The organism is Streptomyces sp. NPDC058697, assembly GCF_042715345.1.
Taxonomy (GTDB): Bacteria; Actinomycetota; Actinomycetes; order Streptomycetales; family Streptomycetaceae; genus Streptomyces; species Streptomyces liliifuscus.
On the sequence record NZ_JBHXSU010000052.1, the window covers coordinates 1 to 23,414 of the forward strand.

General features: G+C 69.1%; 21 protein-coding genes. 12 read left to right on the forward strand and 9 right to left on the reverse strand.

From position 1 onward, the window contains the following. The 4 genes from ACFWXQ_RS47320 to ACFWXQ_RS47335 all read left to right on the forward strand — a co-directional run. Nucleotides 1-711: alpha-glucosidase C-terminal domain-containing protein (locus ACFWXQ_RS47320; RefSeq protein ID WP_386270386.1), on the forward strand; the 711-nt coding region annotated here is incomplete at its 5' end. 127 nt (nucleotides 712-838) lie between these two features. Next, a complete protein-coding gene (locus tag ACFWXQ_RS47325) occupies nucleotides 839-2,242 on the forward strand; it encodes a phosphotransferase (protein WP_383953805.1) in 1,404 nt (467 codons plus the stop codon). A gap of 80 nt (nucleotides 2,243-2,322) precedes the next feature. Beyond that, entirely contained in the window at nucleotides 2,323-4,635 is a 2,313-nt protein-coding gene (glgB, locus tag ACFWXQ_RS47330; protein ID WP_383953807.1) for a 1,4-alpha-glucan branching enzyme, read from the forward strand. Between the two features lie 179 nt (nucleotides 4,636-4,814). Next, nucleotides 4,815-5,831: a helix-turn-helix transcriptional regulator gene (locus ACFWXQ_RS47335; RefSeq protein ID WP_383953809.1), complete on the forward strand. Its 1,017-nt coding sequence runs from the start codon at nucleotides 4,815-4,817 to the stop codon at nucleotides 5,829-5,831. Between the two features lie 153 nt (nucleotides 5,832-5,984). Here ACFWXQ_RS47335 and ACFWXQ_RS47340 read toward each other — a convergent pair whose 3' ends face one another. From ACFWXQ_RS47340 to ACFWXQ_RS47355, 4 genes are all read right to left on the reverse strand, one after another. Continuing rightward, nucleotides 5,985-8,285: a HelD family protein gene (locus tag ACFWXQ_RS47340; RefSeq protein ID WP_383953821.1), complete on the reverse strand. Its 2,301-nt coding sequence runs from the start codon at nucleotides 8,283-8,285 to the stop codon at nucleotides 5,985-5,987. A 141-nt stretch (nucleotides 8,286-8,426) separates the two neighbouring features. Continuing rightward, nucleotides 8,427-8,759 carry a thioredoxin gene (trxA, locus tag ACFWXQ_RS47345; protein WP_325176261.1) on the reverse strand — a complete coding sequence of 111 codons (333 nt, stop codon included), beginning with the start codon at nucleotides 8,757-8,759 and terminating at the stop codon, nucleotides 8,427-8,429. Continuing rightward, entirely contained in the window at nucleotides 8,756-9,184 is a 429-nt protein-coding gene (locus tag ACFWXQ_RS47350) for a MerR family transcriptional regulator (protein WP_383953811.1), read from the reverse strand. The genes trxA and ACFWXQ_RS47350 overlap by 4 nt, the downstream gene beginning before the upstream one ends. Nucleotides 9,185-9,213: 29 nt before the next feature. Further along, a complete protein-coding gene (locus ACFWXQ_RS47355) occupies nucleotides 9,214-9,735 on the reverse strand; it encodes an Lrp/AsnC family transcriptional regulator (protein ID WP_383953813.1) in 522 nt (173 codons plus the stop codon). 39 nt (nucleotides 9,736-9,774) lie between these two features. On the opposite strand from ACFWXQ_RS47355, the gene ACFWXQ_RS47360 reads away from it, so the two are divergent. Continuing rightward, nucleotides 9,775-10,782: an NAD-dependent epimerase/dehydratase family protein gene (locus tag ACFWXQ_RS47360; RefSeq protein WP_383953815.1), complete on the forward strand. Its 1,008-nt coding sequence runs from the start codon at nucleotides 9,775-9,777 to the stop codon at nucleotides 10,780-10,782. Nucleotide 10,783: 1 nt separating this feature from the next. Beyond that, nucleotides 10,784-11,740, forward strand: coding sequence for an aldo/keto reductase (locus ACFWXQ_RS47365; RefSeq protein WP_383953817.1), 957 nt, complete (start codon nucleotides 10,784-10,786; stop codon nucleotides 11,738-11,740). Between the two features lie 34 nt (nucleotides 11,741-11,774). Here the strand turns inward: ACFWXQ_RS47365 and ACFWXQ_RS47370 are convergent, their stop codons facing one another. Continuing rightward, nucleotides 11,775-12,674, reverse strand: coding sequence for an NAD(P)-dependent oxidoreductase (locus ACFWXQ_RS47370; RefSeq protein ID WP_383953819.1), 900 nt, complete (start codon nucleotides 12,672-12,674; stop codon nucleotides 11,775-11,777). Between the two features lie 589 nt (nucleotides 12,675-13,263). Further along, the gene (locus ACFWXQ_RS47375) at nucleotides 13,264-14,649 is read right to left on the reverse strand and encodes a cation:dicarboxylate symporter family transporter (RefSeq protein WP_383950042.1); all 1,386 of its coding nucleotides are present in this window, start codon (nucleotides 14,647-14,649) and stop codon (nucleotides 13,264-13,266) included. Nucleotides 14,650-14,793: 144 nt separating this feature from the next. Between ACFWXQ_RS47375 and ACFWXQ_RS47380 the strand changes: the two genes are divergently transcribed. Beyond that, entirely contained in the window at nucleotides 14,794-16,530 is a 1,737-nt protein-coding gene (locus ACFWXQ_RS47380; protein ID WP_383950039.1) for an ATP-binding protein, read from the forward strand. Beyond that, nucleotides 16,527-17,219 (forward strand): response regulator, encoded by a 693-nt coding sequence (locus ACFWXQ_RS47385; protein WP_189845582.1) that lies wholly within the window; start codon nucleotides 16,527-16,529, stop codon nucleotides 17,217-17,219. Before ACFWXQ_RS47380 ends, ACFWXQ_RS47385 begins: the two co-directional genes overlap by 4 nt. A 211-nt stretch (nucleotides 17,220-17,430) precedes the next feature. Here ACFWXQ_RS47385 and ACFWXQ_RS47390 read toward each other — a convergent pair whose 3' ends face one another. Further along, entirely contained in the window at nucleotides 17,431-17,760 is a 330-nt protein-coding gene (locus tag ACFWXQ_RS47390) for a hypothetical protein (RefSeq protein WP_383950045.1), read from the reverse strand. A gap of 190 nt (nucleotides 17,761-17,950) precedes the next feature. On the opposite strand from ACFWXQ_RS47390, the gene ACFWXQ_RS47395 reads away from it, so the two are divergent. The 3 genes from ACFWXQ_RS47395 (at nucleotide 17,951) to ACFWXQ_RS47405 (ending at nucleotide 21,208) form a co-directional block, all read left to right on the forward strand. Then, nucleotides 17,951-19,318, forward strand: a complete 1,368-nt coding sequence (locus tag ACFWXQ_RS47395) for an extracellular solute-binding protein (RefSeq protein WP_383950036.1) — start codon at nucleotides 17,951-17,953, stop codon at nucleotides 19,316-19,318. A gap of 95 nt (nucleotides 19,319-19,413) precedes the next feature. Continuing rightward, a complete protein-coding gene (locus ACFWXQ_RS47400; RefSeq protein WP_383950033.1) occupies nucleotides 19,414-20,361 on the forward strand; it encodes a carbohydrate ABC transporter permease in 948 nt (315 codons plus the stop codon). Between the two features lies 1 nt (nucleotide 20,362). Beyond that, nucleotides 20,363-21,208 carry a carbohydrate ABC transporter permease gene (locus ACFWXQ_RS47405; protein WP_383950030.1) on the forward strand — a complete coding sequence of 282 codons (846 nt, stop codon included), beginning with the start codon at nucleotides 20,363-20,365 and terminating at the stop codon, nucleotides 21,206-21,208. 135 nt (nucleotides 21,209-21,343) lie between these two features. On the opposite strand, the gene ACFWXQ_RS47410 is transcribed toward ACFWXQ_RS47405, so the two are convergent. After that, complete coding sequence (locus ACFWXQ_RS47410) at nucleotides 21,344-21,868, reverse strand: hypothetical protein (RefSeq protein ID WP_383950027.1); 525 nt, start codon at nucleotides 21,866-21,868, stop codon at nucleotides 21,344-21,346. A gap of 101 nt (nucleotides 21,869-21,969) precedes the next feature. Further along, the gene (locus tag ACFWXQ_RS47415; RefSeq protein ID WP_383950024.1) at nucleotides 21,970-22,431 is read right to left on the reverse strand and encodes a PPOX class F420-dependent oxidoreductase; all 462 of its coding nucleotides are present in this window, start codon (nucleotides 22,429-22,431) and stop codon (nucleotides 21,970-21,972) included. Between the two features lie 202 nt (nucleotides 22,432-22,633). Here ACFWXQ_RS47415 and ACFWXQ_RS47420 point away from each other — a divergent pair, with 202 nt between their 5' ends. Then, the gene (locus ACFWXQ_RS47420; RefSeq protein ID WP_383950021.1) at nucleotides 22,634-23,347 is read left to right on the forward strand and encodes a helix-turn-helix domain-containing protein; all 714 of its coding nucleotides are present in this window, start codon (nucleotides 22,634-22,636) and stop codon (nucleotides 23,345-23,347) included. The last annotated feature ends 67 nt before the right edge of the window (nucleotides 23,348-23,414 follow it).

The window sequence follows — 23,414 nt, forward strand, 5'->3', positions numbered from 1 at the left end:
GAGCTCACCCTCGAAATGGTCACCGACGAAGAACGCGACTACATGTACGCGGAATACGCCAAAGACCCCCGCATGCGCGCCAACATCGGCATCCGGCGGCGGCTCGCGACCCTCCTGGACAACGACCGCAACCAGATCGAACTCTTCACCGCCCTGCTGCTCTCCCTGCCCGGCAGCCCGATCCTCTACTACGGCGACGAGATCGGCATGGGCGACAACATCTGGCTCGGCGACCGCGACGCGGTCCGTACGCCGATGCAGTGGACGCCGGACCGCAACGCCGGCTTCTCCTCCTGCGACCCGGGACGCCTGTACCTGCCCACCATCATGGATCCGGTCTACGGCTACCAGGTCACCAACGTCGAAGCGTCCATGTCATCGCCGTCGTCGCTGCTGCACTGGACCCGGCGGATGATCGAGATCCGCAAACAGAACCCCGCCTTCGGCCTCGGCTCCTACACCGAACTGCCCTCCTCCAACCCCGCCGTCATCGCCTTCCTGCGCGAACACGGCGACGACCTCGTCCTGTGCGTCCACAACTTCTCCCGCTTCGCCCAGCCCACCGAACTCGACCTCCAGGCCTTCAACGGACGCCACCCCGTCGAACTCATCGGCGGCGTCCGCTTCCCCGCCATCGGCGAACTCCCCTACCTCCTCACCCTCGCCGGCCACGGCTTCTACTGGTTCCGACTCCGCAAGGACATGGCCTAGAAACAGGGAGAAGAAGCAGGTAGGAGTAGAACGGGGGCGGGGCGGTTTCCCCCGCCCCGCCCTGGGCACGCATCAGTAACACCCCGACTCACCCGGTTTCCGGGTCCTGGGGAAAGGACGCGACGCCATGTCGGAAGCCGTCACCCGTTCCGTGCACTCCGCTTCGACGAGTCCAGGCCTCCTTGCGTCCCTCGATCCGCTGCTTCGCGAGTGGCTGCCACGGCAGCGGTGGTTCGCGGGTAAGGGCCGTCCCGTCACCGGGTTCTCGCTGGTGGCGGCCACGGAAGTGCTGCCGTGGGACTCGAAGCTGGGGCTGCTGCATCTGCTCGTGCGGGCGCATCAGCCGCTCGTACCGACGCAGAGTGCCGCCACGCATCCGGCGGACTGCTATCAGCTCCTGATCGGTGTGCGCGAGACGCTGCCGCCACGGCTGGCGCCCGCGCTGATCGGTCGTCCGGCCGAGGGGCCGCTGGCCGGGCGGACCGTGTACGAGGCTCTGTACGACGCGCGGCCCGCCGATGTGCTCCTGGAGGCGCTGCGATCACGGGCGCGCCTCGGCGACCTGCGCTTCGAGCGGGACATGCGGCAGGACATCCGGGACGGTCTGGTGCCCCGGCTGGTGACGGCCGAGCAGTCGAACTCCTCGATCGTTTACGGAGATACGTTCATCCTGAAGCTGTTGCGGCGGATCGTCCCAGGGGACAACCCCGACCTGGAGCTGCCGCTGGTGCTGTCCCGCGAGGGCTGCCCCCGGGTTCCGGCGCCCGCCGGGTGGCTGCTCGCGGACCTGGCCGACGAGACGTACGTACTGGGTGTGCTGCAGCCTTTCGTCCAGGGTGCGGCGGACGGCTGGGAGCTCGCGCTGCGGGAGCTCGCCAAGGGCGAGGACTTCAGCGGTGAGGCGCGGGCGCTCGGGCGGGCCACCGCAGAGGTGCACATGGCGCTGGCGCGGGCGCTGCCCACGGTGACCATGGGGCGCGGGCAGATGGAACTGCTCGTGGCCGGGATGACCGAGCGGCTGGAGGCGGCCGCCCAGGCGGTGCCCGCGCTGCGGCCGTACGCGCCCGGTCTGCACACCGCCTTCGAGGCGCTCGCCGATCTGGCGGGCGAGGGCGAGACGTGGACGGCCCAGCGGATCCACGGGGATCTGCATCTCGGGCAGTGTCTGCGGTCACCGTCCGGTGAATGGTCGCTGATCGACTTCGAGGGCGAACCCTCCAAACCGCTCGCCGAGCGCCGGATGCCGCAGCCGACCGCGCGGGACGTGGCCGGGATGCTCCGCTCCTTCGACTACGCGGCGCACTCGCACACGCCCGTCGTGCCCGGCTGGGCCGACACCTGCCGGGCTGCCTACTGCTCCGGGTACGCCGAGGCGGGCGGACGTGATCCGCGTACGGATCCGGTGCTGCTGCGCGCGTACGAGACCGACAAGGCGATCTACGAGGTCGTGTACGAGGCGCGGCACCGGCCCGACTGGCTGCCCGTGCCGATGGAGGCGGTCCGCCGCCTGGCCCTCTCCGGTTCGTCGTAGGCGCCCGTGCGTCCCGCTCCCGCTCTGTACGTCCCCTCTCGTCCCTCATCACCGTCGACTCCGTCGAGGAGGCCCCACCCGTGACGCCCCGCCCGAACCCGCCCGCCAAGAAGCCGAAGAGCGCGAAGGCGAAGACTGAGTCCGCGGTCGCGAATCCCGCGGAGCCGGTACGCGATGTGGCGCCGCCCGTGCCGGAGGTGCGGTCGTTGGCCGTGCTGGACCGGGGTGACCGGGAGCGGCTGCTCGGGGGCGCGCATCACGAGCCGCACTCCGTGCTCGGGGCCCATCCCGTGCCCGACGGTGTGGTCTTCCGGGTGCTGCGGCCGTACGCGCTGTCCGTGACGGTCGTCACCGGGGAGCTGCGGGCCGAACTGACCGACGACGGCGAGGGCTTCTTCTCCGCCGTGCTGCCGTTGCGGGAGGTGCCCGAGTACCGCTTGCTCGTGGAGTACGAGGGGACGGTTCAGGACACCGAGGACGCGTACCGGTTCCTGCCCACGATCGGTGAGTTCGATCTGCATCTGTTCGGCGAGGGGCGTCACGAACAGCTGTGGACTGCTCTCGGTGCCGAGCCGATGGTCCACCAGGGTGTGGCGGGCACCCGGTTCACCGTCTGGGCGCCCAACGCCCGTGGGGTGCGGGTCGCCGGGACCTTCAACTTCTGGGACGCCACGGCCTTTCCGATGCGGTCGCTCGGCTCCTCCGGGGTGTGGGAGCTGTTCATTCCCGGGATCGGCGAGGGCGAGCTCTACAAGTTCGAGATCACCCGGCCCGACGGTTCCAAGACGATGCGGGCCGACCCGATGGCGCGGCGTACGGAGATTCCGCCCGCCACCTCCTCCATCGTGCACGCCTCGCGTCACGAGTGGCAGGACGGTGAGTGGATGGGCCGGCGGGCCTCCGACCCGCCGGCCCATGAGGCGCCCTTCTCGGTGTACGAGGTCCATCTGGCGTCCTGGCGACCGGGATTGACGTACCGTCAGCTCGCCGAACAACTGCCGGTGTACGTCTCGGACCTGGGCTTCACGCATGTGGAGCTGATGCCGGTGGCGGAGCATCCCTTCGGCGGTTCATGGGGCTACCAGGTCACGGGCTTCTACGCGCCGACCGCTCGGCTGGGGACGCCGGACGACTTCAAGTACCTCGTCGACGCGCTCCACCGGGCCGGGATCGGCGTGATCATGGACTGGGTGCCCGCCCACTTCCCGCGGGACGACTGGGCGCTGGCCGAGTTCGACGGACGGCCGCTGTACGAGCACGAGGATCCGCTGCGGGCCGCGCACCCCGACTGGGGAACCCTGGAGTTCGACTACGGGCGCCGGGAGGTGCGCAACTTCCTGGTCGCCAACGCGGTGTACTGGTGCGAGGAGTTCCACATCGACGGCCTGCGGGTCGACGCGGTGGCGTCCATGCTGTATCTGGACTACTCGCGCGAGCCCGGGCAGTGGACGCCAAACGTCCACGGCGGCCGCGAGAATCTCGACGCCGTGGCCTTCCTCCAGGAGATGAACGCGACCCTGTACCGGCGCGAGCCGGGGGTCGTCACGATCGCCGAGGAGTCGACGGCGTGGGACGGGGTCACTCGGGCCACCCACCACATCGGGCCGGGCGGCTTCGGAGGGCTCGGCTTCGGGCTGAAGTGGAACATGGGGTGGATGCACGACTCGCTCGGCTATGTCGCGCACGAGCCGGTGCACCGCAAGTACCACCACCACGAGATGACGTTCTCCATGGTGTACGCGTACAGCGAGAACTACGTCCTGCCGATCTCCCACGACGAAGTCGTGCACGGGAAGCGGTCGTTGGTGTCCAAGATGCCGGGCGACTGGTGGCAGCAGCGGGCCACTCTGCGGGCGTATCTGGGCTTCATGTGGGCGCACCCCGGCAAGCAACTCCTCTTCATGGGGCAGGAGTTCGCGCAGGGCGCGGAGTGGTCCGAGGCGCACGGGCCCGACTGGTGGCTGCTCGATCCGTCGTACGGGGCCGCCGCCGATCACCAGGGTGTCCGTGATCTCGTTCGGGACCTCAACTCCGTGTACCGGCATGCTCCCGCGCTCTGGGAGCGGGACACCGATCCCTCCGGGTTCGCCTGGATCGCGGGGGACGCGGTCGAGGACAACGTGTTCGCGTTCCTCCGCCACGGGGCGGACGGCTCGCCGTTGTTGTCTGTCTCCAACTTCTCGCCGGTGGTTCGGCACGAGTACCGGCTCGGGGTTCCTGATGACGTGCCCGCCTGGCACGAGGTCCTCAACACTGACGTTGGCCGCTACGGCGGTGCCGACGTCACCAACCCCGACCCCGTCAAGCCCGACGCCCAGCCCTGGCACGGCCGCCCGGCCAGCATCCGCCTGACACTGCCCCCGCTGGCAACGGTGTGGCTGCGCCCGGCCTGATTCGACAACACCCGACACAATCGAATCGAATTCCATCGTTTTCAATCACTAGCCTGTCTCTGAGACGGCAGCATCGAGAAAAGTCGGCCAATCACGAACTACTGAGGATTCACCGCTCAGCTCGCCCGCCATGCTCTGCTTTGCCTACCCCAAGGGATCAAGCATTTGGAGCACAGGTCGTGTCTGATTCTTTCGATTGCGTCGAGCAGTACGTTCGCCTTATCTGCGGCGAAGAGAAGGTGTGTGTCCACGCAGGCAATACACTTGACTGCGAGATCAAGCGCCATCCGAATTATTCAAGCTTTCGCTCCACCGCCGTCGAAAGCGCCAGGAATCCGAAACGGTCTCGCCTCTGGGAGTCCATGGTGGCCCTGGGGCGAGCGCATGACCTGCGCGATGACGACAAGTGGCGAATGATTATTGTGGACTGCCTCACGCCCTCCCTTCACTGGCACTCCCACAACATTTCTCAAAAGCTGTACGTCGATCTGTCGGACGTCCGATCGGACATGGTCGAGGCCGCACTCACCACATGGACCGAGACATCGAGGGGAGTTCCTCCCCACCAGGTTCCGGCGCTCATGAGGAAGGCAGCGATCAGGTCGGCATACCAGCGTGCCACAGCTCAGACTCGCGAGACCTCGACCGACGAACCGGAAGAGTTAATCTTCTTCGAAGAATCCCCCGTCATACCTGACCTCAAGGCGTCCTCGATCATTCATTACGCCGACGTGCGAGACCCGGCCGTCGCGGAGCAAATTCGAGGAGAGCGTTACGGAGCACTGCTCCAGAAGCACGGTTGCATCGATGCCGCCGAGGGATTTCACAAAGAAATCCGCACCGGCCGTCGACCAACTGTGGCGAATCGCGCCGCAAAAGCCCCCATGCTGGCGCGCGCACATCTCTTCGGCCCGAGCCACTACTACTACATTTCAGACTTCTACCCTCCATTCATCGGGATTCAAGCCGCCGCAGAGGTACTGGGCATCCCCGAATCCACTGCCTATCGAATGGTCAGGAACGGCTCGTTCCCCTGCCCACCCACTCGAATGGGCCGAAGCCTCAAGGTTCCAGTGCCGCCCCTCATGCACTTCGCGCACATTCCAGATGTCATCGTCCACCCGGATGACGTGGAAAACGGGGCAGCCCACGCCAGCGGTCTGGCGCGAGGAGATCGCAACGAACGGTCTGGGTAGTGGCCACACCTCAGCCCTTCACTCCCGCTCCTCGTCGCCGCCGGCGCAGTGTGGCCAGGGACAACGAGGACAAGCAGACCGTCCGGCGTTCGAGGACGAGGCCCATCAGGACCGAAGCGGGGTCTGGGGGCGCAGCCCCAGACCCCCGGACAGCTACTCTCCCCCCGCCACCGCTTCAGCCAACCCACGCGGCAACGGCCCCACGTGCAGCACCCCGAGCCGCTGAGTAGCCCGAGTCAACGCCACGTACAGATCACTCGTGCCGTACCGCCCCGGCTCTACAACAAGCACGGAGTCAAACTCCAAGCCCTTGGCTTGCCTCGGGTCGAGCAGAACGACACTCTGGGTCAGATCGGGCTCCGCCCCCGCCGTGACCCCGTCGAAGCGTGCGGCCAAGGCGGCGTGCAGGTCTCGCGGAGCGATCACCGCGAGCCGCCCCTCCGCGGGAGCGAGCTCCGCGGCGGCCTTCTCCACGGCGCCGGGCAGCTCGGCGGCGTCGGCGGCCGCGCGCACGAGTGGACGTACGCCCGTCGAGCGGACCGAACTCGGCGGCTGGAAGTCCACGTTCTCCGCGCGCGGAACAGCGGCCGCCACGTCCATGATCTCCGACGGGGTGCGGTAGTTGACCGCGAGGCGGGTGTGCTCCCAGCGGTCCTGGACGTAGGGGTGGAGGATGCCCGACCAGGAGCCGACACCCGCCGCGTCGGCAGTCTGCGCGGGGTCGCCGACGAGCGTCATGGACCGCGTCGGGCTGCGGCGCATCAGCAGGCGCCACGCCATCGGCGACAGCTCCTGCGCCTCGTCGACGATGATGTGCCCGAACGCCCAGGTCCGGTCGGCCGCGGCCCGTTCGGCGGCGCTGCGGTGGTCGTCCTCCTCGTGGCGCTCGGCCATCCGCTCGGCGTCGATGATGTCGTGCGCGGAGAGAACCTCCGCGTCGTCGTCGTCCTTGTCCTCGAACTCGTACGTCCTGGAGGCGTAGGAGACGTCCAGCACGCCCTGGGCGTACGCGACCTGCTGGTTGCGTTCGCGCTCCGCGGCCGCCCGCGCCAACCGGTCGTCCTCGCCGAGGAGTTCGGCGGCCTCGTCGAGGAGGGGGACGTCGGCGGTGGTCCAGGCCCGTGTCACCGTACGGCGGATGGCGTTCGCGTCGGCCTCGCAGACGTACGCGTCGGGTTCGGCGAGGAAGTCCGCGATCAGCCGCCGCGGGGTGACGCGCGGCCACAACTGGTCGATGGCGGCCCAGACTTCGCGGTTCTCGGCCAGCTCGTCGCGGATCTGGGTGACATCGCTCGGGTCGAGCAGGTTCGCGCCGTCGAAGGGGTCCGTGCCGATCCGCTCGGCGAGCATGTCGGTGAGGGTGTTGAGGATGTGGCCCTCGAAGTGCTCCCGGGCCGCGTTGTGCGGCAGGTTCACCTCGCGGGTGCGGTCACGGGCGACGCGTACGAGACCGGCGTCGAGCATCAGGATGTCCCGGTCGTGCTCGATGGCGATCACCGGGTCGGGCAGCGCCTGACGGTCGCGTACGACGGCGGCCAGGACGTCGGCCATCTCGGCGCGGCCCTTCACGGCGGCGGCCTCGGGGGTGTCGGACGCGGTCGCCCTCACACCGGGGAACAGCTCGCCGACGGTCGCGAGCAGCACGCCCGTCTCGCCGAGCGAGGGCAGGACCTCGCCGATGTAGCCGAGGAAGGCGGGGTTCGGGCCGACGATCAGGACGGCACGCTTGGCGAGCAGCTCCCGGTGTTCGTAGAGGAGATAGGCCGCGCGGTGGAGCGCCACGGCGGTCTTGCCTGTGCCCGGGCCGCCCTCCACCACCAGCACTCCGCGGTGCGGGGCGCGGATGATGCGGTCCTGTTCGGCCTGGATGGTCTGCACGATGTCGCTCATGCGGCCGGTGCGCGCGGAGTTGAGGGCGGCGAGCAGCACGGCGTCGCCGGTCGGGTCCTCGTGGCCGGTGCGCTGCTGGTCCCCCAGGTCGAGGATCTCGTCGTGCAGGGCGGCGACCGAGCGGCCCTCGGTGGTGATGTGCCGACGGCGGCGCAGGCCCATCGGGGTGTGGCCGGTGGCGAGGTAGAAGGGGCGGGCGACCGGGGCCCGCCAGTCGATCAAGATCGGGGTGTGCTCGGTGTCGTCGGCGCGGATGCCGATACGGCCGATGTGATGGGTGAGTCCCGTGGTCAGGTCGATACGGCCGAAGCAGAGCGAGCCGTCCACGGCGTTGAGCGCGGCGAGCAGGCCCGAGCGCTCGGCGACGAGGACGTCCCGCTCCAGGCGGGCCTGCATCGGCGTGCTGCCCTGCGCGAGCGCGTCCGCCACCGAGGCCTCGGTGCCGCCGCGCAGGGCGTCCACGCGCGCGTACAGACCGTCGATGAATTCCTGCTCGTGCCTCAATTCATCGTCGGTGAATTCTGTGTGTGATCCCCTGTTTGACAATTCCGCTCCCGGCCGGATATACTGCGCCTAGTGAACTTCTTCGCGACCAAGTTCCTTGAAGTCGCGAACCATTCAATATACGCAGAGAAATCCCCCGCAGGCAATTGCTCGCGGGGGATTTCTTGTCGGTCCTGTTGGCCGGGAGTTCCGGCCGACCGGCTACAGCACGTCGGCCAGTTCCTCAAGGAGCCGTCGCTTGGGCCGGGCGCCCACCATCGACTTCACCGGCTGCCCGTCGCGGAACACGATGAGCGTGGGCATCGACAGCACCCCGTACGCGTTCGTGGTCTCCGGGTTCGTGTCCACGTCCAGCTGCACCACCTTGAGCCGGTCGCCCTCCTCGGCGGCGACGGCGCTCAGCACCGGCGCGATCTGCCGGCACGGCGGGCACCAGTCGGCGGTGAACTCCACCAGCACGGGCAGCTCCGCCCCGATCACCTCCGCCTCGAAGTCCGCGTCCGTCACTTCGGCCACACCCGCTGCCCTGATCACCTGAAGGTCCCTCCCAGTTCGCACACGGGCTCCGGACCGCCCGGAACCTCCGCCCCGGCCGCCAGCTCGTCCCTCGACGCCTCGGCCCGCGCCAACTGCTCGCCGACGTGGGCGCGTACGGTCTGCAACTCGACGATCAGCGCGTCGAGTTCGCCGAGCTTGCGCCGGTACACGGCGAGCGACGCCGGGCAGGAGTCGCCCTCCGGATGACCGGCCCGCAGACACTCCACGAAGGGCCGCGTCTCCTCCAGGTCGAACCCGAAGTCCTGCAGCGTCCTGATCTGCCGCAGCAGCAACAGGTCGTCCTCGTCGTAGGTGCGGTACCCGTTGTCCCCCCGCCGCGCGGGCAGCAGCCCCCGCGACTCGTAGTACCTGAGGGTCCGCGTGGTGGTCCCGGCCCGCGCCGCCAGCTCGCCGATTCGCATGCGTACGAACGTAGTCCTTGACCCTGGCGTCAAGGCAACGCCGGCGGCAGCAGCGGCTTCCGCTCCACCGGGGACGACAGGAGGATCGACGTCGTCGTACGGCCGAGTGCCGAGGTCTGCTCCAGGACCTCCTCCAGGTGGAGGGTGTCCTCGACCGCGACCTTGAGGATCCAGCAGTCCTCGCCGACGACGTGGTGGGCCTCGGTGATCTCGGGGCGGGCGAGGAGTTCCAGGGTCCTGGGGTGCTTCAGCGTGTAGCCGCCGTGCGGATTGACGCGGATGAAGGCCTGCATGCCGTAGCCGAGGCGGGCCGGCGAGACATGGGCGCCGTAGCCGGTGACGGCACCGACGGACTCCAGCCGGCGCACGCGTTCGGCGACCGCCGCCGGTGACAGCCGGACCCGGCGGCCCAGCTCGCTCAGCCTGATCCGGCCGTCGCTCTGGAGCAGTTCCAGGATCTGCCGGTCCAGGGCGTCGAAGGCCACCGGCGTTTCGTTGGCGGCGGCTCGCAGATGCCGTGGTTCTTTCGGTACCGCGACCGGATCTCCCATGACTCCCCCTTCAGACCTCACTCGTACGCCGGAAGAATTATGACCACAGGGTCCGCGGAACAGGACCGCGGTGAAGGGCATTACGGGAGGGGCGCCGTGCGCGAGGTGTGTGTCATTGGCGGTAACCGGTATTTCGGTAAGCGGCTGATAGCCAGGCTGACGGCCGCGGGAGACAGGGTCACCGTCATCAATCGCGGCTCGTCGGCTCCTCCCGTGGGCACGATTCATCTCGTCGCCGACCGCAATGACGAGAATTCCCTTGAGAATGCGCTCGGTTCACGCACCTTCGACGTCGTCGTCGACCAGGTCTGCTACACACCGAGGCAGGCCGAGATCGCCCGCCGGGTCTTCGCGGGACGCACGCGCCGCTATGTGATGACCTCGACGGTCGAGGTGTACGAGTACGAGGACTCGGCGGACCTCGTACGCGAGGACGCCGTGAACCCGCGTACGGTCCCCGTCGATCTCGAACTCCCCTGGGACGAACCGGAGTTCCTCGACACCCACTACGGCGAGGGCAAGCGGCAGGCCGAGGCGGTCTTCGCGGCCGGCCCCGAATTCCCGTACGTGGCCGTGCGCGTCGCCCATGTGCTGGGCGGGGACGACGACTTCACGGGCCGACTCGACCACTACGCCGAGCGGATCCGCGCGGGCGAGGCGATCGCCGTCCCCGCGACGAACCACCCGGCGACGTACATCCACGTGGAGGAGATCGCCGACTTTCTGGCATGGGTGGCGGGCGAGACGTTCACCGGGCCGGTGAACGCCGCGTCCCACGGGGTGCTCACCACCGGGGAGTTGTGCGAGGCGTTGACGGAACACCTTTCGGGCGGGCGGACCGAGTTCCGGTCCGAATTCCGGTCCGAGTTCCGGTCCGTGTTCCAGGCCGTGTTCCGGTCCGTCGAGGTCGGGGAGTTCTCGCCGTTCTCCTTCACGCGTTCGTACGGGATGGACAACGCGCGGGCCACGCGGCTCGGGTTCGCCTTCGGCGAGGCACGGGAATGGCTGCCGCGTGCCGTGGCGGAGACGCTCGGGAAGGTGAACTGACATGCGGTATCGCACAGTTGGCGGGCTGCGGGTGAGTGCCGTCGGGCTCGGGGCGATGCCGTTGTCCATCGAGGGGCGGCCGGACGAGGGGCGCGCCATGGCCACGGTGCACGCCGCCCTGGACGCGGGCGTCACACTCCTGGACACGGCCGACTCGTACCACCTGCCCGGTGACGAGCCCGGGCACAACGAGCGTCTCGTGGCCCGCGCCCTCGCGACGTACGGCGGCGACACGGCCGACGTCCTGGTGACCACCAAGGGCGGGCGCGGCAGGCCGGCCGACGGCAGCTGGACGGTGACGGGGTCTGCCCGGCATCTGAAGTCGGCGGCGGAGGCCTCGCTGAAGCGGCTGGGTGTGGAGGCGATCGGCCTCTACCAGCTCCACAAGCCCGACCCCGCTGTTCCCTTCGAGGACTCGGTGGGCGCCCTGCGCGATCTGCTCGACGCGGGCAAGATCCGCTACGCCGGCATCTCCAACACGGACACCGGCCAGATCCGCCGGGCGCACGCCCTCCTCGGCGACCGGCTGGTCTCCGTCCAGAACCGGTACTCCCCCGCCGTCCGGGACAGCGAGCCCGAACTGCGGCTCTGCGCCGAGCTGGGCCTCGCCTTCCTGCCGTGGAGTCCGCTGGGCGGGATATCGCGGAGTTCGCTGGACGGGCCGTCGCGGCTGCCGTCCGACGACTCCGGTCACGCCACCCGGTCCGGCCGCGCCACCCGCCCGGGCCACGGGACCGGCCTCGACGCCTTCCGTGCGGTAGCTCGCGAGCGGGGTGTCAGCCCTCAACAGGTCTGCCTGGCCTGGCTGTTGGCGCGCTCGCCGGTGATCATCCCCATCCCGGGCGCCGGCCGGCCCGGGACGATACGGGACTCGGCGGGCGCGGCGGATCTGGAGCTGACGCCGGAGGAGGTGGCGCGGCTGGAGGGGGCGGTGCCGGAGACGGCGGTGGGCTCTTGAGGGGGTGTCGAGCAGGTCCGAACTCATCAACGGGTCAAAGGGTTTGGCTCGCTCGATCGCCGCGTACGACTTCGATCGTGCTCGTCCAGCTGTCGGCGGCGTGGCCGAGGGCGACGGCCTTGTCGTAGACCTCCTTGATCGGGCGGAGGGTGCTCACGTCGAGACCTCGGTGTTCGGCCCACTCCAGGATGTGGCCCACGCCGGACGCCATCATGCCGAGGTTGGCCGCCTCGCCCGGGTGACTGCCCGCGTCGACGTGCTGCGCGGCCTCCGCGGCGAGGGACGGCATGAAGGCCGTGATGGTGTCCAGGTAGGGGGCGAGATCCGCCGCGCGCACGCCGTCGGCGCCGGCGAGCGCGTAGGCGTGCAGCAGGCCGGAGATCGAGCCGTAGAAGTAGTCGAGCAGTGCCAGGTCGTAGACGGCGGCCAGCCCCTGGTCCTCACCGAGGTGGGCCGGCTTGCCGCCGAGCGCCCTCAGGGCCGTCTCGTGCTTGTCGTACGCGGTCCTGGGGCCGCTGTAGAAGATCAGGGCCGGTGGCTGTCCGATCAGGTCTACCGGCACCATGATCGAGCCGTCGAGGTGGTCGATGCCGCGTTCTTGCGCCCAGGCGCCGGTTTCGCGGGCGCGCTCCGGGGTGTCCGAGGTGAGGTTGACCAGTACGCGGCCCGGCAGCTCGTCCGCGACGGAGCCGAGAACGGCCGTGACCGCTTCGTGGTCGACCACGCAGATGACGACCAGGTCGGCGGCGCGTACGGCTTCGCGGGCGCTGGTCGCCCTTGTCGCGCCCCTTGCGACCAGGTCGTCGCCCTTGCCGGGGGAACGGTTCCAGATGGTGGTGGGGTGGCCCGCCTTCAGGAACGCGGTGGCGAGGGCCTTGCCCATGGCGCCCAGGCCGAGGACGGTGACGGGGGTCTTTTCAAGGTCATTTGTCATACGAACCATGCTTGCCGTGGGCCCAACTCCCCACAAGTACGCACTATTTGGTCAGGTACTGAGCGGGAGGTAAGTGGGTGACGCTGGGGGAACCGGGGGGGGCGCGGTGGGCATGGACATGGCTGCGGGTCGCGGTGGGCTGGTCGCGCAGTTCCCCGCGCCCCTGGTGGGGTGCGTCGAGGCCGGTGCGTACCTCCCGGTACGTCGTGGTTGATCGCGCAGTTCCCCGCGCCCCTTACGGGGCGCCCAGGGCGGTGCGTAGGTCCCGGTCCGTCGTGGTTGATCGCGCCGTTCCTCGCGCCCCTTACGGGGCGCGCCTGGGGGTTTGTGTTTTTGGGGGCGCGGGGAACTGCGCGAGCAACCACCGACCGGCCGCAGCCGTCCGATCGCGCCCGCCCGCCCCGAAAAGCCGCCGGCCGGTGGTCCGGTCGGGGAGGACCGGGCCACCGGCCGGTGGCCGGGGAAGCAAGGAAATGTGGGGTGTGCGCTGCGAGCGGAGTGACCGGGCGGCTGAGTGACGGGGGATGCACCCAGCCGCCCGGGGTTCTGGGACCATGACGGGGACCGTGACGGGGACCGGGCCCGGAGGCTAGGCCTTCGCCAGGGTCTTGTCCTCCGGCTGGTCCGGGACCTCCGCCGGGGCGGGGGCGGAACCGTGGCCGTCGTCCAGGAGGGTCGTCTCGTCGAAGGGCAGCTGCCCCGCGAGCACCTGGTCGACGCGGGCCCTGTCGATCTCCTTGGTCCACGTACCGATCAGAACGGTGGCGACCGCGTTGCCGGCGAAGTTCGTCAGGGCGCGCGCCTCGCTCATGAAGCGGTCGATGCCGACGATCAGGCCGATGCCGTCCACCAGCGCGGGCTTGTGGGACTGCAGGCCACCGGCCAGCGTCGCGAGCCCGGCCCCGGTGACACCCGCCGCGCCCTTCGAGGCGACCAGCAGGAAGAGGAGCAGCGGAATCTGCTCACCGATCGACATCGGCGTACCCAGGGCGTCGGCGATGAACAGCGAGGCCATGGTCATGTAGATCATGGTGCCGTCGAGGTTGAAGGAGTAACCGGTCGGAACGGTGATGCCGACGACCGGCTTGCTGACACCCAGGTGCTCCATCTTCGCGATGAGCCGCGGGAGCGCGGACTCGGACGACGAGGTCGACAGGATCAGCAGGAACTCACGGCCCAGGTACTTGAGGAACGTGAAGATGTTGAGCCCGGCCACGATCCTCAGCAGCGCGCCGAGGAAGATGAAGACGAAGAGGAAACAGGTGACGTAGAAGCCGAGCATCAGGACGGCGAGGCTCTTGAGGGCGTCCAGGCCCGCCGAGCCGGTGACCGCCGCGATCGCGCCGAACGCACCGATGGGTGCCGCCCACATCACCATGGCGAGGATGCGGAAGACGAGACGCTGGATGTGCTCCACGCCGCGCAGGATCGGCGTACCGGCCGAGCCCATGGCCTGGAGGGCGAACCCGGCGAGCAGCGCGACGAGCAGGGTCTGCAGGACCTCGCCGCCGGTGAAGGCGGAGACGATCGTCGTCGGGATGATCCCGAGCAGGAACTCCTCGGTGTTCTTGGCCTCGGTGACCTGCTCGTGGCCCGCGTCCTTGATCGCGTCGGTGACCGCGAGGCCCGTGCCGGGCTCCAGGATGTTGCCGACGACCAGGCCGATGGCGAGGGCGACGAACGACATGACCACGAAGTAGCCGAGCGCGATACCGCCCACCGCGCCGACCTTGGCGGCCTTGCGTACCGAGCCGATGCCCAGCACGATCGTGCAGAAGATGATCGGCGAGATCATCATCTTGATCAGGTTCACGAAGCCGGTACCGATGGGCTTCAGCTCGACCGCGAAGTCGGGAGCGATCAGGCCCACGGCGATGCCGGCGGCCACGGCGGCGATCACCGCGATGTACAGGTAGTGGGTGCGGTCCCGCTTGGCAGCGGGAGCGGCAGGTGCCGTATTCGATGTACTGGTCACGGCTGCCCTCCTTGACGACGTCGTCGGCATCATCCGGCGTGCGGCTCACGTCCGGGGGTTGTCGGTGACTATCTCCCGCCTTGTGAGGGCCGTCACCCTTCCGTTCATTTAGTTCGCGCTTATCCGGAGGGGCAGACTGTTTCCATGCGCTTCCCCCGTGCTCCACGCCCCCGCAGCCTGGCTGGTCAGCTGTTTGCCATGCAGGCTGTGCTCGTTGCGGTCGTGGTCGCGGGCTGTGCGCTCTTCACCTACATCAGTGACCGCAGTCAGGCCGAGGACGCGGCGGGCCGCCAGGCCATGGCGGTGGCCCGCTCGGTCGCGGACTCCCCGTCCGTACGGGAGGCGATCCGTACGGAGGACCCGACGAAGACGCTCCAGCCGTACGCGACGTCGGTGCAGCGTGACGCCCAGGTCGACTTCGTCACGATCATGAACCCCGACGGCATCCGCTGGACGCACCCCAACAAGGACCTGATCGGCAAGCACTTCCTCGGCAACACACAGCGCGCGCTCCTCGGTCATCCCTTCACCGAGACGTACACGGGCACCCTCGGCGAGTCCGTGCGGGCCGTGACGCCGATATACGACGACGGCCGCATCGTCGGCCTCGTCAGCGCGGGCATCAAGGTCGACGAGATCAGTCAGCGGGTCGAGGGCCAGGTGCAGGCCCTGATCGGCGTCGCGGCGGCCGCCCTGGCCCTGGGCGCCGTCGGTACGTACGTCATAAACGCCCGGCTGCGCCGCTCCACGCACGGGATGAACGCGGCCGAGCTCAGCCGGATGCACGACTACCACGAGGCCGCGCTGCACGCCGTGCGCGAGGGGCTGCTGATGCTGGACGGGCAGTTCCGGGTGGCGCTGATCAACGACGGCGGGCGCGAGCTGCTCGATGTGACCGACGACGTGGTGGGCCGCTCGGTGGCGGACATCGGTCTGCCCACGCCGCTGACGGGGGCGCTGCTGTCCGGGGAGCCGCGCGTGGACGAGGTGCATCTGACCGAGTCGCGGGTGCTCGTCGTGAACACCTCGCCGGTGTCGGGCGGCGAGCGACGGGGCACGGTCGTGACACTGCGTGATGTGACCGAACTGCAGTCCCTGATGGGCGAGTTGGACTCCGAGCGCGGTTTCACCACGGCCCTGCGCTCGCAGGCGCACGAGGCCGCGAACCGCCTCCACACCGTCGTCTCCCTGATCGAGCTGGACCGGGCCGAGGAGGCCGTCGACTTCGCCACGGCCGAGCTGGAACTGGCCCAGGCGCTGACCGACCAGGTCGTCGCGGCGGTCAGCGAGCCAGTGCTCGCCGCGCTGCTCCTGGGCAAGACGGCCCAGGCGAACGAGCGCGGTGTCGAGCTGCTGGTCTCCGAGGACAGCGGCATCGACGACGGCCTGCTCCCCGAGTCCCTGCCCTCCCGTGACCTGGTGACGGTCCTCGGCAACCTGATCGACAACGCCGTGGACGCGGCGCAGGGCTCGGTCGGCGCCCGGGTCACGGTCACGGCCATCGCGGACACGGAGGGGCTGGTCCTGCGGGTCGTCGACACCGGGTCGGGCGTGGACCCGGCCCACGCGGAGGCGGTCTTCCAGCGCGGCTGGTCCACCAAGCCCGCCGGGCCCGGCGGGCGGGGTCTGGGCCTGGCCCTCGTACGGCAGGCGGTGGCCCGGCACGACGGAACGCTGACCGTGACGCAGGCCCCGGGCGGCGGGGCGTCCTTCGAGGTGCGGCTGCCGCTGCCGACGGCGGGGCCGGGGAGGACTAAGGTCCACGCCGGGCCCGAGTCCGGGTCAGGGGCCGTGCACGGGTCTGGGGACGGGTCCGGCGGCGGTCCTGGGCTCACGCATGAGCCCGAGCCCGAGCCGACGCCGCACGGAGGCACCGTATGAGCACGCCTTCCCCCTCGCGGGACATCCGCGTCCTGGTCGTCGAGGACGATCCCGTGGCGGCGGACGCGCACGTCCTGTACGTGGGGCGGGTGCCCGGTTTCACGGCCGTCGGCAAGGCCCACACGGGCGCGGAGGCCCGGCGGGCGCTGGACCGCATGCCCGTGGACCTGCTCCTCCTGGACCTCCACCTGCCGGACGTGCACGGTCTGCAGCTGGCCCGCTCGCTGCGCGCCGCAGGCCACCACGCGGACGTCATCGCGGTGACCTCGGCGCGCGACCTGACAGTGGTGCGGGAGGGGGTGTCGCTGGGAGTGGTGCAGTACGTACTGAAGCCGTTCACCTTCGCCACCCTCCGTGACCGCCTCGTTCGTTACGCCGAGTTCCACGCGGCGGCCGGCGAGGCCAGCGGCCAGGACGAGGTCGACCGCGCCCTCGCCACCCTCCGGGCCCCCGGCCCGGCGGCCCTGCCCAAAGGGCTGAGCGCCCCCACCCTTGAGCGGGTCACCCGGGCCCTGCGCGACTCCGACGAGGGTCTGACCGCGACAGGCGTCGCCGAGGCCGTCGGGATCTCCCGGATCACCGCCCGGCGCTATCTGGAGCATCTGGTGGACGCGGGGAGAGCGGGGCGCAGCCCTCAGTACGGGCAGGTGGGGAGACCGGAGCTGCAGTACCGGTGGGTGAAGGGGTGAGAGGGGAGTGAAGGGGTGACTGCGGGCTGAAGAGGTGAGCGCGGAGCGTCAGCCGGCTCTGCGGCGGGCTTCGGCGGCTTCCCGGTCGGATCCGGTCGGATCCTGCCCGGGTGTAGTCGTCGGCTGCCCGAAGCCGGGCAGCATGGGCTTCGGGAGGGCGGGCGGCCGGCGGTCTCGTGCGCCAGGGCGATGTGCTTCAGGGCGATGTGCTTCAGGGTGCCGCCACCGCTCCCCGTACCACCACTTCATGCCCCACGGTACGCCGGCCGTCACGCAGAGCTGAACACCCCTGCGTACAGCACCACTTGGACCGCAGCCGACCGCTCGATCCGCGCGAGATCGGCCAGCCGGGGGCCCAGGTCGCCCCGCACGTACGCGAGGTCCGTCCGGACTGTGCCGAGGTGGCGGCCACGGCGGCCACGACCGCGAGCGTCACGTACAACAGGTTGTCGCGGAATCCGATCCGCGCCTTCTGCTCGTCCTTTACGCTCTGGTACTCGATCAGCATCAACTGCCCTGTGGTCACGTCCTGTTCCGGCATCTCGCGTTCCCCTTCCGGACGTCCGGCACCCCGCCGGACGGGCGGCTCGGCAGTACCTTGAGTGTGCGCGACCGTACGCACTGTGTCGGACTGATCATGCAAAGTCATTGACCTGGCTGGACCGGCCCTCTTAGGTTCTCGTGCAGCCCAACCCGGCCACAAAGACGTCGGCCAGCAGGAGGTTGTACCCGTGCGCCCCACAGCCGTTCCACTTCTCCTCGCCACCCTGCTCACCGCCACCGCGCTCAGCGCCTGCGGCAGCGAATCCGGAAGTGATCCGGACACGGTGAAGATCTCCTTCAAACAGTCGACGGACAACTCCATCAAGGTGATGGACACGTATCTCGCCGACATCAAGGAGCAGTTCGAGAAGGCCAACCCCGGCAAGAGGGTGGAGCTCGTCCCGATCAAGGCCCCGGACTCGGAGTACTACACGAAGCTCCAGCAGATGCTCCGCTCGCCGAAGACGGCCCCCGACCTGGTCTACGAGGACACGTTCCTCATCAACTCCGACATCACGAGCGGGTACCTCAAGCCGCTGGACCCGTACCTCGCCAAGTGGGACGACTGGAGCCAGTTCATAGACACGGCGAAGGAGGCGGCGCAGGCCGAGGACGGGAAGACGTACGGCGTCCCCGACGGCACCGACACCCGGGGCCTCTGGTTCGACAAGGCCATCTTCAAGAAGGCCGGGCTCCCCGCCGACTGGCAGCCGACGAACTGGGCCGACATCCTCGACGCGGCCCGCGAGATCAAGGCGAAGGTCCCCGGCGTCATCCCCATGAACATCTACACGGGCAAGCCGGCGGGTGAGGCGGCCACCATGCAGGGCTTCGAGATGCTCCTGTACGGGACGGCCAGCGGGGCCAACGAGAGCCCCCTCTACGACCCGGCGTCCAAGAAGTGGATCACGGGGAGCCAGGGCTTCAAGGACTCTCTCGAATTCGTCGAGACCGTCTTCAAGGAGAAGCTCGGCCCGGACGTCTCGGACGCCCTCGACCCCAACATCGCGACCAGGGTCCGCGGCGAGTTCCTCCCCGAGGGCAAACTCGGCATCAACCTCGACGGCTCCTGGCTCCCCCAGGACTGGCTGGAGGGCAGCGGCCACGAATGGCCGGAGTGGTCCGAGAAGCTGGGCCTCGCGTACATGCCGACGCAGACCGGCCAGGCGCCGAGCAAGGTGAGCATGTCGGGCGGCTGGACCTGGGCGATCCCGAGCAAGGCGTCCAACCCCGACCTGGCCTTCGAGTTCATCAAGACGATGCAGACGAAGGAGAACGCCCAGAAGTGGTACATCGCCAACTCCGGCATCTCGGTGCGCACGGACGTGGCGGAGGACCCGGAGTACGTGAAGGCGCAGCCCGGCATCAAGTTCTTCACGGACCTGGTGGCCAGCACGCACTACCGCCCCGCGTATCCCGCGTACCCGAAGGTCTCGACGGCCGTCCAGGAGGCGATGGAGGGCGTGACGACGGGTGACAGCTCGGTCGAGGAGGCGGCGAAGGGGTACGACGAGGAGCTGAAGACGGCCACGGACAACCAGGTCATCGAGAAATGACCGGGGCGCGGAAGCACCCGGCCCGGGGACCCGCCCGGCCGCACCCGAAGACGACCGGCCGCACCAGGGGATGAGTGAGAAATGATCAGCCGCTCATGACCTCCGCACCTCCGGCGGGCCCCGGCGTGGTGAAGACCGCGCCGGGCCCGGCCGCCCCGCCGCCCCCGCCCGCCGGCCGCCGCGATGTCCGCCGTGCGTTGACACGCGCGCTGCCCGTCTCCCCGGCCGTCGTCCTTCTGCTTCTCTTCCTCGCCGGCCCCATCGCGTACTGCGTGTACATCGCCTTCACGGATCTCCAGCTCACCGGCCAGGCCGAGTCGTCGTTCATCGGCTTCGACAACTTCAAGGCCGCGTTCAAGGACGACGCGTTCCTCAACGCCGTATGGCTGACGCTGGTGTTCACGGTGCTGAGTTCCCTGATCGGCCAGAACACACTGGGCCTGACCCTGGCCGTGCTGATGCAGCGCGCGTCCAAGCCGGTCCGTACGGTCACCGGCGGCATCGTGATCGCCGCCTGGGTGCTGCCGGAGGTCGTCGCGGGATTCCTGCTGTACGCCTTCTTCCGCCGCGAGGGCACGCTGAACGCCGTGCTGGACTGGCTCCATCTCCCGTCCCAGAACTGGCTGTTCACGCTTCCGATCCTCGCGGTGTCCTTCGCGAACGTCTGGCGGGGGACGGCCTTCTCGATGCTGGTCTACTCGGCGGCCCTGAACGAGATCCCGAAGGAGATCACCGAGGCGGCGGAAGTGGACGGCGCGGGCGGCTGGCGGCGGATGTGGCACATCACGCTGCCGATGATCCGCCGTTCCATCGGCACGAACCTGATGCTGAACACCCTCCAGACCCTCTCGGTCTTCGGTCTGATCTGGGTGATGACGAGAGGCGGCCCGGGAAACCGCAGCCAGACGCTCCCGCTCTTCATGTACGAACAGGCCTTCCAGAAAAGCATGATCGGCTACGGAACGGCCGTGGCCCTGCTCCTTCTGGTGGTCGGCTCGCTGTTCTCCCTGGTCTATATGCGCCTGCTGCGGACGGAGGTCTGACATGCCCGGCAGTACGACGCTCGCGACCCGCCGCAACAGCCGCCGCTACGCCGCCGACGCGGGCCTTCTCTTCGTGGCGGCCGCGTTCGTCCTTCCCCTCGCCTGGGTCCTCCTCTCGTCGGTGGACCCGAAGGCCGACCTGAAGGTGAAGGTCCCCGACGGCGTCACCCTCGACAACTTCGACGCGGTCCTGAAGCCCGACATCACGTTCACGCCGTTGCTCAACAGCCTGATCCTGTGCGGCGGGGCGACGCTGCTGACGGTGGTGTGCGCGGCCCTGGCCGCCTACCCGCTGTCCCGTTTCCGCTCCCGCCTGAACCGCCCCTTCCTCCTCACGATCATCTTCGCGACGAGCCTGCCGATCACGGCGATCATGGTTCCCGTGTACGCCCTGTTCGTTCAGGTGGACCTCATCGACACGATGCAGGGCACGATCTTCTTCTTCGCCGCGTCCCAACTGCCCTTCGCCATCTGGCTGATGAAGAACTTCATGGACGGCGTCCCGAAAGAGCTGGAGGAGGCGGCCTGGACGGACGGCGCGTCCTCGTTCCAGTCCCTCCTGCGGATCGTGCTGCCGCTGATGGGCCCGGGCGTCGCGGTGGTCACCGTCTTCTCGTTCGTCATGATGTGGGGCAACTTCTTCGTCCCCTTCATGCTCCTGCTGACCCCGGACCAGATGCCCGCGTCGGTGAGCATCAACGACTTCTTCGGAAACCGCGGAACGGTGGTGTACGGGCAACTGGCCGCGTTCTCGATCATCTACTCGACACCGGTGGTCCTGCTGTACGTGCTGGTGGCGAAGCGGTTGGGCGGGGGATTCGCGCTGGGCGGGGCGGTCAAGGGCTGAGACATGGGCGAGGGCACACTCACGGCGGCGAACGCGGCCGCGATCGCCGTCCCCCACCAACTGCCCCCGAGGCCGAGGCCGCCCCGCGAGTCCGACTCCGACCCTCGGGAAGGGCCACCGGATCCGTTCGAGCGGTCAGCCCACGGGGGACGTGGCGAAGTCGTGCCAGGTCGCGGCTGTGCGGCTGGTCTGCTTGAGCAGTCGGGCCGGTTCGGGCTGGGCGGGCCAGAACTGCAGCAGGTAGCGGTCGTCCGTCTGCGGCTCGTCGTCCTCCCGGACGTTCTTGCTCCGGCCGGCATCCATCCCACTGGCGGAGTACCGCACGCGGTAGTCGCGCTCCTCCAGTCCCAGCTCCCACCGGACCTTCCCGTTCCACTGCCGCAGCGTCGTCTCCTGCGACACCGGCCGGAACGGGACCTCGACGATCTCCTCCCACGTCTCGTCCGGCGCGGGCCGGCTGTCATGCAGCTCGACGGTCAGGCCGACGCCGCCGATCCACAGACCGGTCAGCAGCAACAGCTTCCCGTCCGTCCCGCCCCCGCAGAGCCCGACACCCTCCTGCCCACCGAAGGCATCGTGGAGGTCGCATTCGCCGTCGCCGCTCTCCACGAAGATCTGCCCGTAGTCGACATGTACCTCGTCATCGACAAGAACCTTCATTGAACCCGCCTTCGCCTGGGCCGACTTGATCTCCGAATCCTGTCAGTCGGCACCGACAACGGGACGGGCAGGCTCGTGTCACAGGGAAAGACGGGCCGGCGTCACTCGGCGGGTTCGGAGGCCTCGGGAAGGGTGGGAAGCACCCCGGGCCGGAACTTCTCCACGCCCACCACATGCCGTACCCGCGTCGGCTGGATCAGGATCATCACGCGGCGCTCTCCCGGCAGCAGCCACGGATACCGGTCCTCGCCGATGTACTTCTGGGTGAGTCGGTCCATGGCCCGCTCGGCCGCCTCGCCCTCGACGAAGCGGATGACCTCCCCCCGGATCTCCACCCGGTCATAGGGGTTCACGGTGTCGTGATGGGACAGAGAAACGAACGGATTGCGCCGAAGATTCTCCTCCTTCACGCGGCCCATTGACGTATTGACCATGACGTACTCGTCTTCGAGGTCCGCCCACATGGGCGAGACCTGCGGCGCCCCGTCCGCGCCCACGGTCGCCAGATGCCAGAAGTTCGGCGCAAGCAGTCGCTCGCGAATATGCCCTTCGATCCTGCTCACGGCGCTTGCCACCTTCGATCCGTCCGTCCGACTCGTCCGCACGAGCCCCTGCCCGACATCCTGATCTCCACACCGCCCGGCCACCAGCTGATCTTCGGCCACCCCGAACAGGCCTCGGACAGACATCCGAAACCGTAGGTTCGCACGATCCGTATTCCTGGCCGAACAGACCGTAGTCATCGCAGCCCCGCCCCCATACGTTGTGCGCGTGCACCAACCGTCGGCCCAACAGCCCACCCCGCCCTTCGACGCCCCGGCCGCCCGCAAGCTGCGCCTCGCCCTCCGTATGGGCCCCGAGCATGTCGCGTACGGCATGCAGGCGTCGTTCGGGCTGCCCTATGTGACCCCGGACCTCGTCGTCGCCTGGGAGCGTGGCATAGCCGCGCCGAGCAGTACCGAACTCACCGCGCTCGCGGGTGTGTTGTGGTGTTCGCCGGGCGATCTCATCGGCGCACCGCGGACGTTGCGCGAGCACCGGATCGCGCGCGGTCTCGCGCCCGAGGACGTCGCGCGCGCCGTGGGACTCGAACTCCTCGTGTACGTAGGGATGGAGGAGGCGGACGAGTGGCGCGGCAACGAGCGTCAGTCCGCGGCGCTGGCCGAGGTGCTCGACCTCTCCCTGGCAGACCTCGTCACGGTCACCGGACACGAGCCGAAGCTGGCGGAGATGCTGCGCAACGCGGTGACGACCCGCTGGCAGGCGTACGTACGCCCGGTGGGCAAGCTGCTGCCGCTGGACCGGCGGCTCGTGGGTGATGTGCTGCGGGCGCTGCACACCGAGTACCAGGGGCAGATGGTGGCCACGCTGAGCTGGAGCGGCGGGGCGGCCGCCGGTGAGGCCGACGACGCGGGCCGGGACTTCCTGGACCGGATCGTCGACCGCTTCTGGTCGGTGGTCCAGCGCAACAGCGCCTGACAGCCGCCGACACCGGATGACACCGGCTACTGAGAAGCCCCGGGCCGCTGGAAGACCGACCTCCTGG

What these genes read in the sequence shown, in the direction of transcription:
- ACFWXQ_RS47325 (WP_383953805.1), top strand. Translation starts at nt 839, where the DNA reads ATGTCGGAAGCCGTCACCCGTTCCGTGCACTCCGCTTCGACGAGTCCA.
- ACFWXQ_RS47350 (WP_383953811.1), bottom strand. Translation starts at nt 9,184, where the DNA reads ATGCGAATCGGCGAGCTGGCGGCGCGGGCCGGGACCACCACGCGGACC.
- ACFWXQ_RS47355 (WP_383953813.1), bottom strand. Translation starts at nt 9,735, where the DNA reads ATGGGAGATCCGGTCGCGGTACCGAAAGAACCACGGCATCTGCGAGCC.
- ACFWXQ_RS47360 (WP_383953815.1), top strand. Translation starts at nt 9,775, where the DNA reads ATGACCACAGGGTCCGCGGAACAGGACCGCGGTGAAGGGCATTACGGG.
- ACFWXQ_RS47365 (WP_383953817.1), top strand. Translation starts at nt 10,784, where the DNA reads ATGCGGTATCGCACAGTTGGCGGGCTGCGGGTGAGTGCCGTCGGGCTC.
- ACFWXQ_RS47370 (WP_383953819.1), bottom strand. Translation starts at nt 12,674, where the DNA reads ATGACAAATGACCTTGAAAAGACCCCCGTCACCGTCCTCGGCCTGGGC.
- ACFWXQ_RS47380 (WP_383950039.1), top strand. Translation starts at nt 14,794, where the DNA reads ATGCGCTTCCCCCGTGCTCCACGCCCCCGCAGCCTGGCTGGTCAGCTG.
- ACFWXQ_RS47385 (WP_189845582.1), top strand. Translation starts at nt 16,527, where the DNA reads ATGAGCACGCCTTCCCCCTCGCGGGACATCCGCGTCCTGGTCGTCGAG.
- ACFWXQ_RS47390 (WP_383950045.1), bottom strand. Translation starts at nt 17,760, where the DNA reads ATGCCGGAACAGGACGTGACCACAGGGCAGTTGATGCTGATCGAGTAC.
- ACFWXQ_RS47400 (WP_383950033.1), top strand. Translation starts at nt 19,414, where the DNA reads ATGACCTCCGCACCTCCGGCGGGCCCCGGCGTGGTGAAGACCGCGCCG.
- ACFWXQ_RS47405 (WP_383950030.1), top strand. Translation starts at nt 20,363, where the DNA reads ATGCCCGGCAGTACGACGCTCGCGACCCGCCGCAACAGCCGCCGCTAC.
- ACFWXQ_RS47410 (WP_383950027.1), bottom strand. Translation starts at nt 21,868, where the DNA reads ATGAAGGTTCTTGTCGATGACGAGGTACATGTCGACTACGGGCAGATC.